We start from the raw sequence: 12,626 nt of genomic DNA on the forward strand, positions 1-12,626 counted from the left end.
GAGCCTCTTCAATAAAAAGGAATTAAATATGGTATTCTTTAGTTAATGTATGTAAACGAAGACAGGGGAAATGAAGATGGACAAGAAGCTAAAGTATTGGCTAGCATCTATTATAGGGGGAGTAGTACTTGCAACTGGAATGTTACAGTTTGCTGAAGTCCCGCTTGGGAGTGAGGACCATGTTTTTGCAGAGGTTAATAAAGAAGACACACTATCGAATGAAGCAGAAGTGAAAGGCTCAAATGCACAACTTCACATTACAGTAACTTCTACTGAAGAAGAAGTTATTTCAGCTATGCATAGTATGACTCATCAAAAAGTAAAAGCGTGTGAAGGAAAGGGAGCGATTCCTATGTCCAAAAAGAATGCAGAGAAAGTAAGAAACATTCTAAACGGAAACAATTTCAAGAATAAAGAAGAGCTATTAGCAATTACTGAAAGATGGGCAAATAGAGATTTTAGTGAAATTTTAGAAGAACATAACTATTTTATTAAACTTCAAGGTGGCAAGATAGGTGAAGCTACAGTAATGGATAAGATAGACGAGAAAGTATTCTGTTTCAATACTTTCGGTGATGATGTAACGGCCGCATTAGTTAAATCAGGAGATCTTCAGCCACGTTAAAGTGTCTTTCTCAATTATAAGAAAAGCCTCAAGTATTCATATACTTGAGGCTTTTCCAATGGAAAGATAGGAATGATCCGAATTCCTTACATTAAGAACAAAGTGGAATTACTCCTAAACCAATTAATAAAGCTGCAGCAACTGCTGGAATTGGTACAGGAATTTGAATACCTTCTACAAATAAGAAATACTGACCACTTACTATTTTAAAACAAACTACTTGCATGGCTATTCCTCCCTTCTTTTAGAATTAATACATTATATTAATTAATCTATTTATTGATATAGTTAAATTATTCATTTTTAAAAATATAGTTAATATGTGAATAGTTTTCGAAAGGACCTGCTCAATCAATGCGGAAAAACATAAGATGAAACGAATCCATTAAAATACATGAGTGAACCTTAGTTTTCCCCTCTTATCTAAAGGAGGAACTATTATGGGTTATGGTGGTAGTTGTGGCGGTTGTGGCTTCTCGGGAGGCTTTGCTTTATTAGTCGTGTTATTCATTTTATTAATCATCGTTGGAGCTTCTTGCTTCTGCTAAAAACTATTGGAAAAGACACTCATATAGAGTGTCTTTTCTTTCGTGCAAAATGCTTCCTGATATTATCCAACTGTATATAGTATACGGTATACTTTTTCCTCATTAGACATATAAAAATGTTGGAGGGATGTTATGAAACTAGTAGGGAAGCACATTTATATTCGGCTTTATAAAACTGCTGATGCTAACGAGTTAGCTAACTTACATATTAGAAATCGCGAATTTTTTCAACGAGTTTGCCCGTTGCTCCCAGAAGTTTTTTATACAGAAGAACATCAAAAAATACGTCTTGAACAAGCTCTAAAAAAGACAGCTGAAGGGCAAGTATACCCTTTTGGAATCTTTTTAAGAGAAAATGATAAACTGATTGGAGACATTTCATTAACTCAAATTGTTAGGGGAGACCTCCAAAGCTGTTATACGGGTTTTACTTTGGATAAGGAGCATAATACAAAGGGCTATACAACAGAGGCTCTTCAACTTGTTGTAGATTTTGCTTTTAGGGAATTAGAGCTACATAGAATTGAAGCAGGAGCGATGCTTGCTAATTTAGCATCTATTCGTGTATTAGAAAAAATGGGATTTAAAAAAGAAGGTATAGCGAAAGAAAATATAAGGATTAATGGCAAATGGACAGATCATCAAATAGTAGCTATCATCAACAGCTTGGATGTGTAAGTTTATTTTGATTCCAATAACGATAATTATGTAACTCTTCAAACTCTACCAACAGTTTTATAGGGACCTTTACAATTTTCGGATTAGAAACTAACCTTACAAGTCTTGAAATTCCACCTAACTCTACAATTACTCTATTTGAAAATTTTACAACTAACCACACTAAGACTCTTATTTGTTTTAGTTTTAGCTTTGTATTTGCTGCGTTCGTCACATTGACTAGTAGAACATTTAAATCCACAACTCCACAAACAATTAGATTAACACCAGGGAGATACAAGGACTTTCTTATTTGAGGATGTTAAATGCCACTTCAGTTAACGCCTCATCAAGGCCATTATTTATCCAACAAACAACATATATTTTTTGTGATAAACCAAATTCATATTACTGTGAGAATAGTGATTATGGTTATTAGTAGTTATTAAAGAGGGCCTTGGCTCTTTTTTATTTTCTTTCGACATAATATGACAATATATGAATTAATAGTTTGGTATTATTATCTAGAAATCTTACATTTATCTACAAATTATTATTGTATTTTTAATTTTTTAAATGTAAAATATTTCAATGTAAATACATACCATTTAGGGGGATAAAGAAATTTATGAAAAAATTATTAGCTTCAGCAACAGCGGTAACACTATTAACAGTGGGGTACAGTTCTTCTGCATTTGCAGCTAAGAGTCCTAATGATACAAAAAACTGTGGCCATTTTAAAAGTCAACAAGATGCTCAAGCATTCTGGGATCAAAATGGATATGGTGTTGGAAATGATCCGCACCGTTTAGATAATGATAAAGACGGCATTCCATGTGAAGATTATAAATATCCAAAGAGCACAAATACTACAACAGAAAATAAAGAAACTACTAAACCTCAAGAACAACCTAAACAAGAAAATACTAAACAGGAAAACACTAAACAAGAACCTGTTAAACAAGAAAACACTAAGCAAGAGAATTCAAAACAAAACAACCAAACAACAAATAATAAACAAGAACAAACCAAGCCTCAAACAACTGCAAAAGAAACAAAGAAAAATACTAATACAGTTGTGAAAAAAGAAACAAAAAAACAAGGTGAAAAATTACCTAATACAGCATCAAACGGTGTTACAATGATGCTAGCAAGCTTAGGATTAGCATTAGCTGGATCTGTATTAATGTTCCGTCGTAAAAAGACAAACGCATAAAATAGTTCCTTAAAACGGCAGGAGAAATCCTGTCGTTTTCAAATGGAGTGATAAAAGTGAATAAAAAACAATGGATAGGCTTATGTTTAACTGTTATTGGACTTACTATCTTTTCCTATTATTTTCTGGAATGGTATAGTGCTAGACAATCAGCAGAGTCGTTAACAACTAGCGAGGCTAAACAATATGAGATCTCCACACCTTCTAAAGAAAATGAAACGCAAAACATCAATCAAACAGAGACAGAGATAAAGACTGACACTTCATTACAAGAAGAACCTGTACAAATTCCTGCTTCAAAGGTAAACCATCAGTTAGGAGATAAAGTAGCATATTTAATTATCCCTAAAATACAAAAGAAATACTCTATATATTGGGGAGCTGATGATAAAGTACTAAAAAAGGGTGTAGGTATGTTTGTTAGTGACTTAACTACTACACCATCTGGAAATGGTCATACAGTTTTAAGTGGACATAGAGATACTGTTTTTACCGAGCTTGGTCAATTAAAGGAAAATGACCAACTTATCGTGGAATATGAAAATAAAACATATACATATGAAATTAACAAGCATTGGATAACAGATTCAGAAGATCGAACAGTTATTGTAGAAAAAAGTGAGCCGACATTAACATTAACAACTTGTTATCCTTTTGACTATATAGGAGACGCTCCAGATCGGTACATAATTGAAGCATCTCTACTTTCTATTCATTGATGAGGATGGAAAGTCCAATACACATTAGTAAAATTAAAGTGGTTATCGAGTCGGAGAAAGGCACCTTAGAGTGTCTTTTTTTATATAATTTAGTTGCCCATATGGAAAGTTTGTTATAGTTTTTTGTTTAGCGTGATTTTTTTCGAAATGCTGGCGGCACCCCATCGCTATCAACCTAACAGAACAGGTTGCTCCCAAAAGTTTTTTATACAAAATAACATCAAAAAATACGTCTTGAACAAGCGTTAAAAAAGACAACTGAAGGGCAAGTATACCCTTTTGGAATCTTTTTAAGAGAAAATGATAAAATGAAGGTAATATTAGGGAATTGTGAGGATGATTACGTTGCTTACTTTGATAAAATTTGTAGTTAGTTATGCTGCAAGTCTATTTGCTTTTATTTTTGGATGGTTCTTAATTTCATATATTTTTAATCCTAGCTTTATTCACCCAGACGTTTTACAGGGGTTCATAAAAACTATCGTCACTTATGGTAGTATACCAGCTCTTATAGCTTGTCTAATTGGGGAAGTTTTATATAGGAAAATTAAACGATGTCGAGAGTTTCAATTTGGAATTCCTTTATTTATAGGACTAGCAGTTATCTATACACTTATACCATTTCTTTTTCTTTTTACTTTTTCTTTTTCACATTTCTTTTATTTCGTAGCACCTGTTATGATGGGGTCCTTAGCTTTTTATGTAGTGCGTAGAAAAATATAATTATAATAGATATGTCTAAATCACTAGTTTCAAAAAGCCTTCACGCAATAATGATTGCATGAAGGCTTTTGATGTTTTCTTATTTTTTTGTCTCGTTAACCCATGTAATAATGTCCTGGATGACGTACTCGGGAACATTAGCAGGGATTTCATATTCACTAGGGAGGCTTAATTCCCCGTCACCCTCCGTGAAGAAATGATTCAATTTCGGGTATTTTTTGAACTGAACATTCCTGCGGTTTGCAAGCCCTTCTTGCCATTTTGTATATTCATTTTTTACTGTTACTTGATAATCGCGTGCTCCTTGCAGAATGAGTAAAGGCTCTTTTCGTGATTTTGCCTCTTCAACTGGACGCCACCTAGAAACATCATACATAAAATGAGGTGACCCAAAATTGTAGCCAGCTGGAGGATGATCAGGATTGAAAGTAGGATCCTGAATAAAAGCAGCCTGTCTTTTTAGTTCATCGATTTCTTCCTGTGGTTTCCCAAGGTATTGATACTGATCAATGGCAATGTCAGTCAAAGGGTGTGCAGGTGGTGCGAGTAAGATACTTCCTCGAACAAGTGAAGAAGGCGCTTTGCTCAGTATACGCGGCATTGTGCCAGCTCCTTGGCTATGTCCGAGAATGAAAATATTATTTGGATCAATGCCTTCCTGCTGCGCTGCGGATTTTGCTGCATATATAGCATCATCTGTAGTATCACGGTCTAACGTAACGGGTTCTGCACTCATCTTTAATGCATGTTCTAAGGTACGTTTTTCATAGCGCAACACTGCAATTCCGTTGGATGAAAGGCCCACCGCAAGGTCTCGTAAGATTTTTGTTCCCAAATAGGTAGCATCGCGATCATGGATGCCAGCACCATGCACAAGAACAACGACGGGTACCTTTTCACCACGCTGATGCTTCGGAACTGTTAATGTCGCTGGTAACGGATAGGTAGAATTTCCAATGACGATTTCACGTTCTTGATAGGAGTCAGGTTGATCATAGCTAGGATGTGGGATGGTATAAGATTCTTCGGGTGGCCTTTCTCCAATTTCATCTACTTTCCCGCCAGGTGTGAATTTAAGGAGTAGCGGTATGGTAGTTCCTTCGGTAGCTGCTGGAATTTCTACCGTCTGATGGACCAAGTTTCGTTCTTTTATCACGGGGGTTCCCATGCTTTTTATCCCGCTCCAGCCACTTTGTGTCCACCAGTTTTGTAATGTGGTTGCTGTAAACTTGGATTGAAAAGCAGTTGACGTCAACTGTAGTGCCTCTGCATACTTACCTTGCTGGAGATATTCAAAAAATAATGATGTACGCTCCGTTAAAGAGACTAGTTTCTTTTCAGCAGATTGTTCTTCGCGTGTATCTGCGTGAATAGTTGTTGTAAGCGGGAAAGATGAAACGCCTAAAGAAAAGAGTAGGGGAAAGGTAAGTACTGATCTTTGTATTTTCTTTTTTTTATTCATGTTTTAACCTCCAATACGTGATGGTACAAAACAGGTATGGTAATTAGAATTCTGGTGCGAAAACTTCAAAATATTTGCAAGCAATCTCCAAAACTTGGACATACTCATATTATTATTCTAAAAAAACGTAGCTTTCTTCTCTTGTCACATGCATATTAATCCCAGAAATAATCTTTCTTCCTTCACTTTATATTTTGATTATACGAAACAAAGCTCTCGTTTTTCTTACTTGATACTTACAAATTCCTTAAGTAAAGGATATTTTAAAATCTTAGCTTGATGAATATGTAGCGGTACTCCTATGTTAAGAGATAGCTTAAGGACCGAGGATTATATTGTTTTTATAAAGGGTTGATGTTATGTTTGTTTTGTAACATATCGTGTTTTATGCATGTAGGAGGATTTATTGAAGAAATTATTAATATTGTTTTTATTAGCTACATTTTGTCTACAGATTACAGGATGTTCTAATAATATGGGTACACTAAGGGAGAAGTCTAAACGCATCAATAAAGGGTGGTACAAACATATGTAATAGTTTGTATCACCCTTTGTTGATGATAGAAGTCATAAAGAAAAGACACCCTAAGGTGCCTTCCTTCGACTTGAACCATCTTAATTTTAATAATATATTGGACTCCCATCCAACTATTATTTTACCATGTTAAATTGTTTTATTCATTGAGAAATATGCTTTAAATATATATTTTTAAAAAATATATAGATTTGAACAATATGTATACGAGCCACATATCAAAAAAAGACACTCTCAAGAGTGCCTCTCCTTAGCAGCCGAATCCGCCGCCCCAACAGCTAGCGCCAACAATGATTAATAAGATGAAGAGCACAACAAGTAAGGCAAATCCGCCGCCGAAACCACAGCCTCCACCACAACTACCTCCATAGCCCATATTAACTCCTCCTTCCATAAAGCCCATTTATTAATGGATTTAATTTAATTTATGTTTTTAAGGGTGAATGGAGCAGGTCCTTAAAAAAATAAAAGGATTTTGGAAGTTAAAAAGAGTTGACGATCTTATTTTTGTCACCGGAATTTTGTCTTCTACATATTGTATTTTATTCTGTGTATTGGGGGAAGGAGGATCTTATGGCTAATTCTGAGATGATTTTACGTTTACTTACGGATTTAAAGATTGAACAACAATTGTTGAAAGAACAGTTAGAGAAAATGCAAACAGCTGTGACTATTCTTGAAGAAAAGTCAGTGACGCTTAAAGAAAAACCAGCGACTCTTAAAGAAAAAACAATGACTCCTGAAGAAAAACCATCTGTTACAAAGCAAAGAGCTTTTTCTGGACGCCCAACATCTTTTCGTGATTGGAGAGCAGCTGCTCAAAAAAATTCATAAAACTATAAAAAAAGAAGACATCAATTAAGATGTCTTCTTTTGCTTGTACAATCCAAATGAAGTTAAGAAGATATATCCATATTGCTTTAGAAATAAGAAGAAAATAACGATTGTCGACTCCTATTTTAGTTATCTATTATTTGTTTTAATTCATTTATTCGTATTATTTTTTGAGAGCCCCAGTAATGAGGCCTTTTTTATAATTGTGTTAAAGTAGAAACCCCTCAAGCGTAGTGAGGGGTTACATGACTAGGGAAATGAATGATTATTAGTGTTTCATGAGCTGAAGTTCAGGATATTGCTTCTGAATTTCTTCTAAATGATTTTCGTTTATCCCTTTTAAATTTTGATCAAAGAAGCTAGTTACTAGTTTATTAATGAGTGTATAATTTGTGGCTACATCTTCGTCTGGTTCATTAATAATAGGTGAAAATGCTGCTAAATCTGTAAAACTGGTATGGTTTGTTTTTGGAATTACCACTGTGTACACGCCCGGTTTTTCAATCGTTTTATTTCTTAAATAGGATATTTCCAATAATTCATTTTGGATTCCGGTTGTCTTTTGATTCTCCGCTTCTTTCATATAATGAATCGTCGCCTCAGCATTCATCAACATGAATGGTTTCTGAGGACCGTCTTTAGGCATTGGGTCGCCAAACAATCCGCCATCCATATCAATTGCAGCTTTAATACGCGTATCCTTTACTAGCATCTGTGCGGAGGTTGCTCCGCCAAAAGAGTGACCGAACATTCCAATTTTGTCATAGTTAATTAAGTCTGCAATCGTTTTAAAACTTTTATCGAAATTACCTTTTATTACTTCGTTTAAAACAAAAGTAGTATCCTGTTCCCATTTTTGAACTATGGTATTTAAGGCCGTAGGTGTATTTTCAATTGGTATAGAGTCTACACGGTTTCCGTTAGGGAAAATCGTTGTTGCTGCATATCCTGTGAAATTAAGAGCGATTACTACATAGCCTTGACTAGCTAATTCCTCTAACTGGAATGTATTTTGTTGACTATATAATCCCATCCCATGGCCGAATAAAAGGAGGGGGAATTTTTCTTTAGCTTGAAGTGGCTTAGCATTTTGATAAGAATGTGTTTTTGTCAGCCCTAAATGTGTCGTTACGATATACGGAGCACCGTTTGTTACTGCCAATTGTTCACCCAGTTCGTTTATGTTCTCAAAATAGGCAGAAGGATTCCCTGATCCTTTTGCGGCAGGATAGTATACTTGTATCATTAACTCACGATTTCCATGATTATTTGGTACAGTTGTTTCTTTTCGATTTGTATCAATTAAATGAAAAGCTTTCGTGCCTACTGTATATTTTCCAGTAGGCTCTGGGAGTGTTATGATCGGAAAAAGTAAAGGTAATGTAAACATTACGATAGCAGTTACGATAATTCCTAAACCTTTTAAAACTTTCATCACTAACTTTTTAGAAACGGCTGTAGTTTTTGGTTTCAAAAAAACTTGTAATGTTAAAACGAACAATAAGAAATAGGCGGGAATCATGCGCCAGTTTGCACCAATTACAATGATAGTGGCAAGTAATAATGTATAATTTATTAGTAAAATGACTCCATTTTTTTTCGTCAAACCCCGTTTGATAAAGATGGGAATGATACTAGATAAAAGTAATGCAGCAACAAAAATGATTTCTAACATTTTTAGCTCCTTTCCTAATCAACATAAATATAGATTGATAATTTAAAACCTTCTCAATTATATAACTATCTTTGATAATTGTATGCATGTAAGTAAGTTTAGAATGTTTTTATATGACATTAAAAAAAGTACTCATACGAGTACTTTTTCTTAAATGAATTATTATTTATTTTTAAACCGTTCCCCATAAATGATAAACCATACCGATAACAAAAAATGCTAGTCCTACAAATAAAACAATTAAAGCAAGCACTCCATTTTTATTATGTTCCATAAAATTAGCTCCTTTTTCATTTACTTACATACAAAAAGCCTTTAGTCGTAATTATGGCTAAAGGCCTTAATCTTCATACTTTGTAGTTTATAAAAAAGTTGTACTTCTGTATTAATTTGGAATATGATTATTTAAAGAGAAGGTGATGAGTACATGCAGGAAACAAAACAATTCCCGCTTATATCGGGAAATCTCTCATTAGATTTAGTAAATACAGAGTTAGTTAGGCGTGGACAACGTTATGATTTATTAATAACAGATGAAGATGTATTAGAATGGCTACATGTAATAAAGGTTAATCTTCCTTTTTGGAATGAAAAAACACTTATAGGAATTCAGAAGCGAATGGATCAAGTTACATCTAGCATATTAGAGGTAAGAGAAGTATTGAGAAAACAGTTTGAGGCAATTGCTGATCAGCAAGAAATTTCTAATGATTTTATTACGTATTTAGAAAAACAAATTGAGAAGGCACCATTTACATATAAAATCATTGAACAGCAGCTAGTATCTATCCCAGTTGGAGAAATCGAGGATGTACTCGCATCGTTAATTGCATTTGACGCTTTAACGTTAATAGCAGAAAATAAGCTTATTTCCCTTAAAAGGTGTTCAAATCCTGACTGTGTTTTATTATTTATAGATAAGAGTGGAAAACGAAAATGGTGTTCTATGAAAATATGTGGGAACCGGAAAAAGGTAGCAAAATTTCAGGATCGAAAATTTGAGGAAGTTTAGAGAATCAACTTATAACAGTTGATTCTTTTTTTGCATTTTAAAACTAACCCCTTAAATTAATATTTACAGGTTAGTTATGCCGGGTTATAATTGTTGGTAAATAAAGGAGGAGAACGATGGATAATATAACAGCAACTAAGCAGAAAGATCCTCAACCAATAAGTGTACGATATTTTACAAAAATGAAAGGGAAAGGAAGAAGCCCATTACAAGTAAATGTAAAGGACTCTTTAACGGGACTACTAGGGGGATTTTTAACAATTCTTACCTTAACATATTTAACGAGCATAACCTCTACAGAATTATTAATGGCTCCATTTGGTGCGAGTTGTGTATTAGCGTTTGGAGTTTGGAATGCGCCATTATCTCAGCCGCGTAATATTATTGGAGGACATTTGATTTCAACTTTCATTGGTCTATCAATATATCATTTGTTTGGGAATGAATATTGGACAATTGCTTTAGCGGTGGGGATGGCAATAGCCGTTATGATGTTAACGAGAACGACGCACCCTCCGGCAGGCGCCGATCCGATTATCGTAATTTTAGGGGCAAATAGTTGGAGTTATTTAGTAACACCAGTTTTAATTGGCTCCGTTGTTATTGTAGTTATTGCTTTATTCATTAATAATATGAGTAGTAAAAGAAGTTATCCAACTTTTTGGATGTAGTTTGTGAAGTGAAAAATAATTTAATTGAGTATTCTATTCTTACTATGTTTTATTTTTTATATAGTAAAAGCCTTAGTCGTAATTGTAGCTAATGGCTTGGGTCCTCATACTTTGTAGTTCATAAAGAAAAGACACTTTAAAGTGTCTTCTACAGATTTGAATTATTTAATTCATGTAATTAATATTCGTTAGCATAAAACTCTTTTATTAATTTTATTTCATTTGTATCTGGATTAAACTTAAATATTTTAATTTGATTCGATTCGTCTTTGTATGCAAATGTATTCTCACCAACTTGGGTCATATTGCTGGTGTTTAAGATAGGGTCGCTACCGTGATCAGTAATTTCCACAGTTTTCTCACGATCCCAGAATGCAATGACAATAATCAAAATGATAAGACATACCCGTATAAAACGTAATTCTCTTGCAACAGGATGTTCCATCTGTTTGTCTCCTTTACTGTTTGATAGAGTCTGTTTATAAAAGAGATAATTCCTAGGGATATAAATAAAAAAGACACCGTAAAGTGTCTTTTTTATTTTAGTTATGCGCATTACTTAATAAGACGCTAGTTCCTCAGTCTGGCTATGAGTAACTATGTAGGGTAATTCCATTATAACATTTTAACCAGTAATGGGTCTATATGGAATTTAATTGATTTTCTTTTTGATTATTCAGAACGATTAATCGGGTATTTGGATGAAGGAAGCGGTGAGGAAGAAGGGACTTAACTTGTTTTAGAAGAGTGTCTTCTTTTTGTATCATTGTGAGTAAAGTGTAGAGTTATATTTCCCTTTACACGAACATAACGGTATAATATAGTTAAGTTAAGTGAACTTAACTATTAAACAAAACGAAATAAAAGCATGGAGGAATAACGCTATGACTAGAACGTATAAAGAAGTAATTAATGAAATGAACCGAGCTTATAATGAATTCTACATTTTACTATTCCAGGAGTTAAAAGATGAATTCGGTCTTACAGGACAGCAAGAGAGCATGCTATTTCATATTAATTTAAATGAAAACACGACAGCAAATCACATTGCGACTACTTTTAATATATCAAAAAGTGCCGTTAGTCAAGTTTTATCTAAATTGGAGAAACAGAAGATGATTTCAAAACAAGTAAACCCTAATAATAAACGGGAGTATTTTCTTACACTTGGTCCAAACGGTAGTAAGTATATAGAGCGGTTGTCGGAGTTAGATGATGTATTAATTGAGAAATATTTTTCTAAAATCGATATAAACGCCCTAGAGCAAATGACAGATACGTTAACGAAAATAAATAAAGTCATATTGGAAGAAAAACAGAAAGATCTTGATTGTAATGAGTAAGAACGTAGATGAAGCAATTAGTAGAAAGGAGGAGAAGTGCATTATGAGTTTCATACCAAATATGATTACGATAGCAAATTTTGTATGTGGGCTTTTAGCTATTTACGCTGTTTTCGTTCACGATATTTATTTGGGAGCAGTTTTTATTATTACAGGTATGCTGTTTGACTTTTTTGATGGCATGGTCGCTCGGAAACTTGATTCTGTTTCGGAAATTGGTGGAGAGTTGGACTCATTTGCGGATTTAGTTACTTTTGGTGTGGCACCGTCTATTCTGGCATATAGTGCCTCGTTAAAAGATTTGCAGTCTATCGGGATGATATGCGCGCTCACTTACAGTATTTGCGGCATGCTTCGGCTTGCAAGATTTAACACACAGCAAAGCAAACTCCCGACCTTTATCGGCATGCCAATCCCATTCGCGGCAATGTGTCTCCTCATTTTATGTTTTTTAAAGAATCCAGTTTCCGTGGCGTTTGGTACATGCGTACTCGCTTATTTAATGGTAAGCAAAATCAAATTCCCTCATTTTAAAAAAGATATAGCTGAAAGCTTGAAGCCTGGAAGATTGGATTGATGATACGAGATTACAATGAGAAAGATAAA

General features: G+C 34.2%; 18 protein-coding genes and 1 pseudogene. 13 read left to right on the forward strand and 6 right to left on the reverse strand.

Annotated elements, in window-relative coordinates:
• Positions 1 to 76 precede the first annotated feature (76 nt).
• Entirely contained in the window at positions 77 to 625 is a 549-nt protein-coding gene (locus BC_RS04825; protein WP_000358635.1) for a PRK06770 family protein, read from the forward strand.
• A gap of 91 nt (positions 626 to 716) precedes the next feature.
• Here BC_RS04825 and BC_RS28160 read toward each other — a convergent pair whose 3' ends face one another.
• Positions 717 to 851: a hypothetical protein gene (locus BC_RS28160; protein ID WP_001198456.1), complete on the reverse strand. Its 135-nt coding sequence runs from the start codon at positions 849 to 851 to the stop codon at positions 717 to 719.
• A 214-nt stretch (positions 852 to 1,065) separates the two neighbouring features.
• Here BC_RS28160 and BC_RS04830 point away from each other — a divergent pair, with 214 nt between their 5' ends.
• Positions 1,066 to 1,173: a YjcZ family sporulation protein gene (locus BC_RS04830; RefSeq protein ID WP_000540375.1), complete on the forward strand. Its 108-nt coding sequence runs from the start codon at positions 1,066 to 1,068 to the stop codon at positions 1,171 to 1,173.
• 132 nt (positions 1,174 to 1,305) lie between these two features.
• On the forward strand, positions 1,306 to 1,851 hold the full coding sequence (locus BC_RS04835) for a GNAT family N-acetyltransferase (protein WP_000779766.1): 546 nt from the start codon (positions 1,306 to 1,308) through the stop codon (positions 1,849 to 1,851).
• Here the strand turns inward: BC_RS04835 and BC_RS04840 are convergent.
• Complete coding sequence (locus tag BC_RS04840) at positions 1,832 to 2,065, reverse strand: hypothetical protein (RefSeq protein WP_165450345.1); 234 nt, start codon at positions 2,063 to 2,065, stop codon at positions 1,832 to 1,834. The genes BC_RS04835 and BC_RS04840 overlap by 20 nt on opposite strands.
• Before the next feature lie 393 nt (positions 2,066 to 2,458).
• Between BC_RS04840 and BC_RS04845 the strand changes: the two genes are divergently transcribed.
• From BC_RS04845 to BC_RS04855, 4 genes and pseudogenes are all read left to right on the forward strand, one after another.
• Positions 2,459 to 3,046 (forward strand): excalibur calcium-binding domain-containing protein, encoded by a 588-nt coding sequence (locus BC_RS04845; RefSeq protein ID WP_000734536.1) that lies wholly within the window; start codon positions 2,459 to 2,461, stop codon positions 3,044 to 3,046.
• A gap of 56 nt (positions 3,047 to 3,102) precedes the next feature.
• Positions 3,103 to 3,765, forward strand: a complete 663-nt coding sequence (locus BC_RS04850; protein WP_001036110.1) for a class D sortase — start codon at positions 3,103 to 3,105, stop codon at positions 3,763 to 3,765.
• A gap of 188 nt (positions 3,766 to 3,953) precedes the next feature.
• Positions 3,954 to 4,073, forward strand: a pseudogene (locus tag BC_RS27865) (GNAT family N-acetyltransferase); the annotation flags it as partial.
• Positions 4,074 to 4,101: 28 nt separating this feature from the next.
• Complete coding sequence (locus BC_RS04855; protein WP_000631591.1) at positions 4,102 to 4,488, forward strand: hypothetical protein; 387 nt, start codon at positions 4,102 to 4,104, stop codon at positions 4,486 to 4,488.
• Positions 4,489 to 4,567: 79 nt separating this feature from the next.
• Here the strand turns inward: BC_RS04855 and BC_RS04860 are convergent, their stop codons facing one another.
• Positions 4,568 to 5,950 (reverse strand): alpha/beta hydrolase, encoded by a 1,383-nt coding sequence (locus tag BC_RS04860; protein ID WP_001035274.1) that lies wholly within the window; start codon positions 5,948 to 5,950, stop codon positions 4,568 to 4,570.
• Positions 5,951 to 6,356: 406 nt separating this feature from the next.
• On the opposite strand from BC_RS04860, the gene BC_RS28165 reads away from it, so the two are divergent.
• Entirely contained in the window at positions 6,357 to 6,485 is a 129-nt protein-coding gene (locus BC_RS28165) for a hypothetical protein (protein ID WP_255289172.1), read from the forward strand.
• A 250-nt stretch (positions 6,486 to 6,735) separates the two neighbouring features.
• Here the strand turns inward: BC_RS28165 and BC_RS04865 are convergent, their stop codons facing one another.
• Entirely contained in the window at positions 6,736 to 6,861 is a 126-nt protein-coding gene (locus tag BC_RS04865) for a YjcZ family sporulation protein (protein WP_000540377.1), read from the reverse strand.
• Positions 6,862 to 7,058: 197 nt separating this feature from the next.
• Between BC_RS04865 and BC_RS04870 the strand changes: the two genes are divergently transcribed.
• Positions 7,059 to 7,319, forward strand: coding sequence for a hypothetical protein (locus tag BC_RS04870; protein WP_000013691.1), 261 nt, complete (start codon positions 7,059 to 7,061; stop codon positions 7,317 to 7,319).
• Positions 7,320 to 7,587: 268 nt separating this feature from the next.
• On the opposite strand, the gene BC_RS04875 is transcribed toward BC_RS04870, so the two are convergent.
• On the reverse strand, positions 7,588 to 8,994 hold the full coding sequence (locus BC_RS04875) for an alpha/beta hydrolase family protein (protein ID WP_000889688.1): 1,407 nt from the start codon (positions 8,992 to 8,994) through the stop codon (positions 7,588 to 7,590).
• Positions 8,995 to 9,421: 427 nt separating this feature from the next.
• Between BC_RS04875 and BC_RS04880 the strand changes: the two genes are divergently transcribed.
• Both BC_RS04880 and BC_RS04885 read left to right on the forward strand, forming a co-directional pair.
• A complete protein-coding gene (locus BC_RS04880; RefSeq protein WP_001158435.1) occupies positions 9,422 to 10,006 on the forward strand; it encodes a CGNR zinc finger domain-containing protein in 585 nt (194 codons plus the stop codon).
• A gap of 116 nt (positions 10,007 to 10,122) precedes the next feature.
• Positions 10,123 to 10,677, forward strand: a complete 555-nt coding sequence (locus tag BC_RS04885; protein WP_000368844.1) for an HPP family protein — start codon at positions 10,123 to 10,125, stop codon at positions 10,675 to 10,677.
• A 178-nt stretch (positions 10,678 to 10,855) separates the two neighbouring features.
• On the opposite strand, the gene BC_RS04890 is transcribed toward BC_RS04885, so the two are convergent.
• A complete protein-coding gene (locus BC_RS04890; protein ID WP_000400965.1) occupies positions 10,856 to 11,122 on the reverse strand; it encodes a YmzC family protein in 267 nt (88 codons plus the stop codon).
• Between the two features lie 439 nt (positions 11,123 to 11,561).
• On the opposite strand from BC_RS04890, the gene BC_RS04895 reads away from it, so the two are divergent.
• Together BC_RS04895 and pssA are read left to right on the forward strand one after the other, a co-directional pair.
• Positions 11,562 to 12,020: a MarR family winged helix-turn-helix transcriptional regulator gene (locus tag BC_RS04895; protein ID WP_000198939.1), complete on the forward strand. Its 459-nt coding sequence runs from the start codon at positions 11,562 to 11,564 to the stop codon at positions 12,018 to 12,020.
• Positions 12,021 to 12,063: 43 nt separating this feature from the next.
• On the forward strand, positions 12,064 to 12,597 hold the full coding sequence (gene pssA, locus BC_RS04900) for a CDP-diacylglycerol--serine O-phosphatidyltransferase (RefSeq protein WP_000008333.1): 534 nt from the start codon (positions 12,064 to 12,066) through the stop codon (positions 12,595 to 12,597).
• Positions 12,598 to 12,626 lie beyond the last annotated feature (29 nt).

This window comes from Bacillus cereus ATCC 14579 (assembly GCF_000007825.1).
Lineage (GTDB): Bacteria > Bacillota > Bacilli > Bacillales > Bacillaceae_G > Bacillus_A > Bacillus_A cereus.

Bases quoted from the DNA above. Each gene is read 5' to 3' on its own strand.
- BC_RS04845 (WP_000734536.1), top strand. From the start codon at position 2,459: ATGAAAAAATTATTAGCTTCAGCAACAGCGGTAACACTATTAACAGTG.
- BC_RS04870 (WP_000013691.1), top strand. From the start codon at position 7,059: ATGGCTAATTCTGAGATGATTTTACGTTTACTTACGGATTTAAAGATT.
- BC_RS04825 (WP_000358635.1), top strand. From the start codon at position 77: ATGGACAAGAAGCTAAAGTATTGGCTAGCATCTATTATAGGGGGAGTA.
- BC_RS04890 (WP_000400965.1), bottom strand. From the start codon at position 11,122: ATGGAACATCCTGTTGCAAGAGAATTACGTTTTATACGGGTATGTCTT.
- BC_RS04885 (WP_000368844.1), top strand. From the start codon at position 10,123: ATGGATAATATAACAGCAACTAAGCAGAAAGATCCTCAACCAATAAGT.
- BC_RS04880 (WP_001158435.1), top strand. From the start codon at position 9,422: ATGCAGGAAACAAAACAATTCCCGCTTATATCGGGAAATCTCTCATTA.
- BC_RS04875 (WP_000889688.1), bottom strand. From the start codon at position 8,994: ATGTTAGAAATCATTTTTGTTGCTGCATTACTTTTATCTAGTATCATT.
- pssA (WP_000008333.1), top strand. From the start codon at position 12,064: ATGAGTTTCATACCAAATATGATTACGATAGCAAATTTTGTATGTGGG.
- BC_RS04830 (WP_000540375.1), top strand. From the start codon at position 1,066: ATGGGTTATGGTGGTAGTTGTGGCGGTTGTGGCTTCTCGGGAGGCTTT.
- BC_RS04895 (WP_000198939.1), top strand. From the start codon at position 11,562: ATGACTAGAACGTATAAAGAAGTAATTAATGAAATGAACCGAGCTTAT.
- BC_RS04855 (WP_000631591.1), top strand. From the start codon at position 4,102: ATGATTACGTTGCTTACTTTGATAAAATTTGTAGTTAGTTATGCTGCA.
- BC_RS28160 (WP_001198456.1), bottom strand. From the start codon at position 851: ATGCAAGTAGTTTGTTTTAAAATAGTAAGTGGTCAGTATTTCTTATTT.
- BC_RS04865 (WP_000540377.1), bottom strand. From the start codon at position 6,861: ATGGGCTATGGAGGTAGTTGTGGTGGAGGCTGTGGTTTCGGCGGCGGA.
- BC_RS04860 (WP_001035274.1), bottom strand. From the start codon at position 5,950: ATGAATAAAAAAAAGAAAATACAAAGATCAGTACTTACCTTTCCCCTA.
- BC_RS04835 (WP_000779766.1), top strand. From the start codon at position 1,306: ATGAAACTAGTAGGGAAGCACATTTATATTCGGCTTTATAAAACTGCT.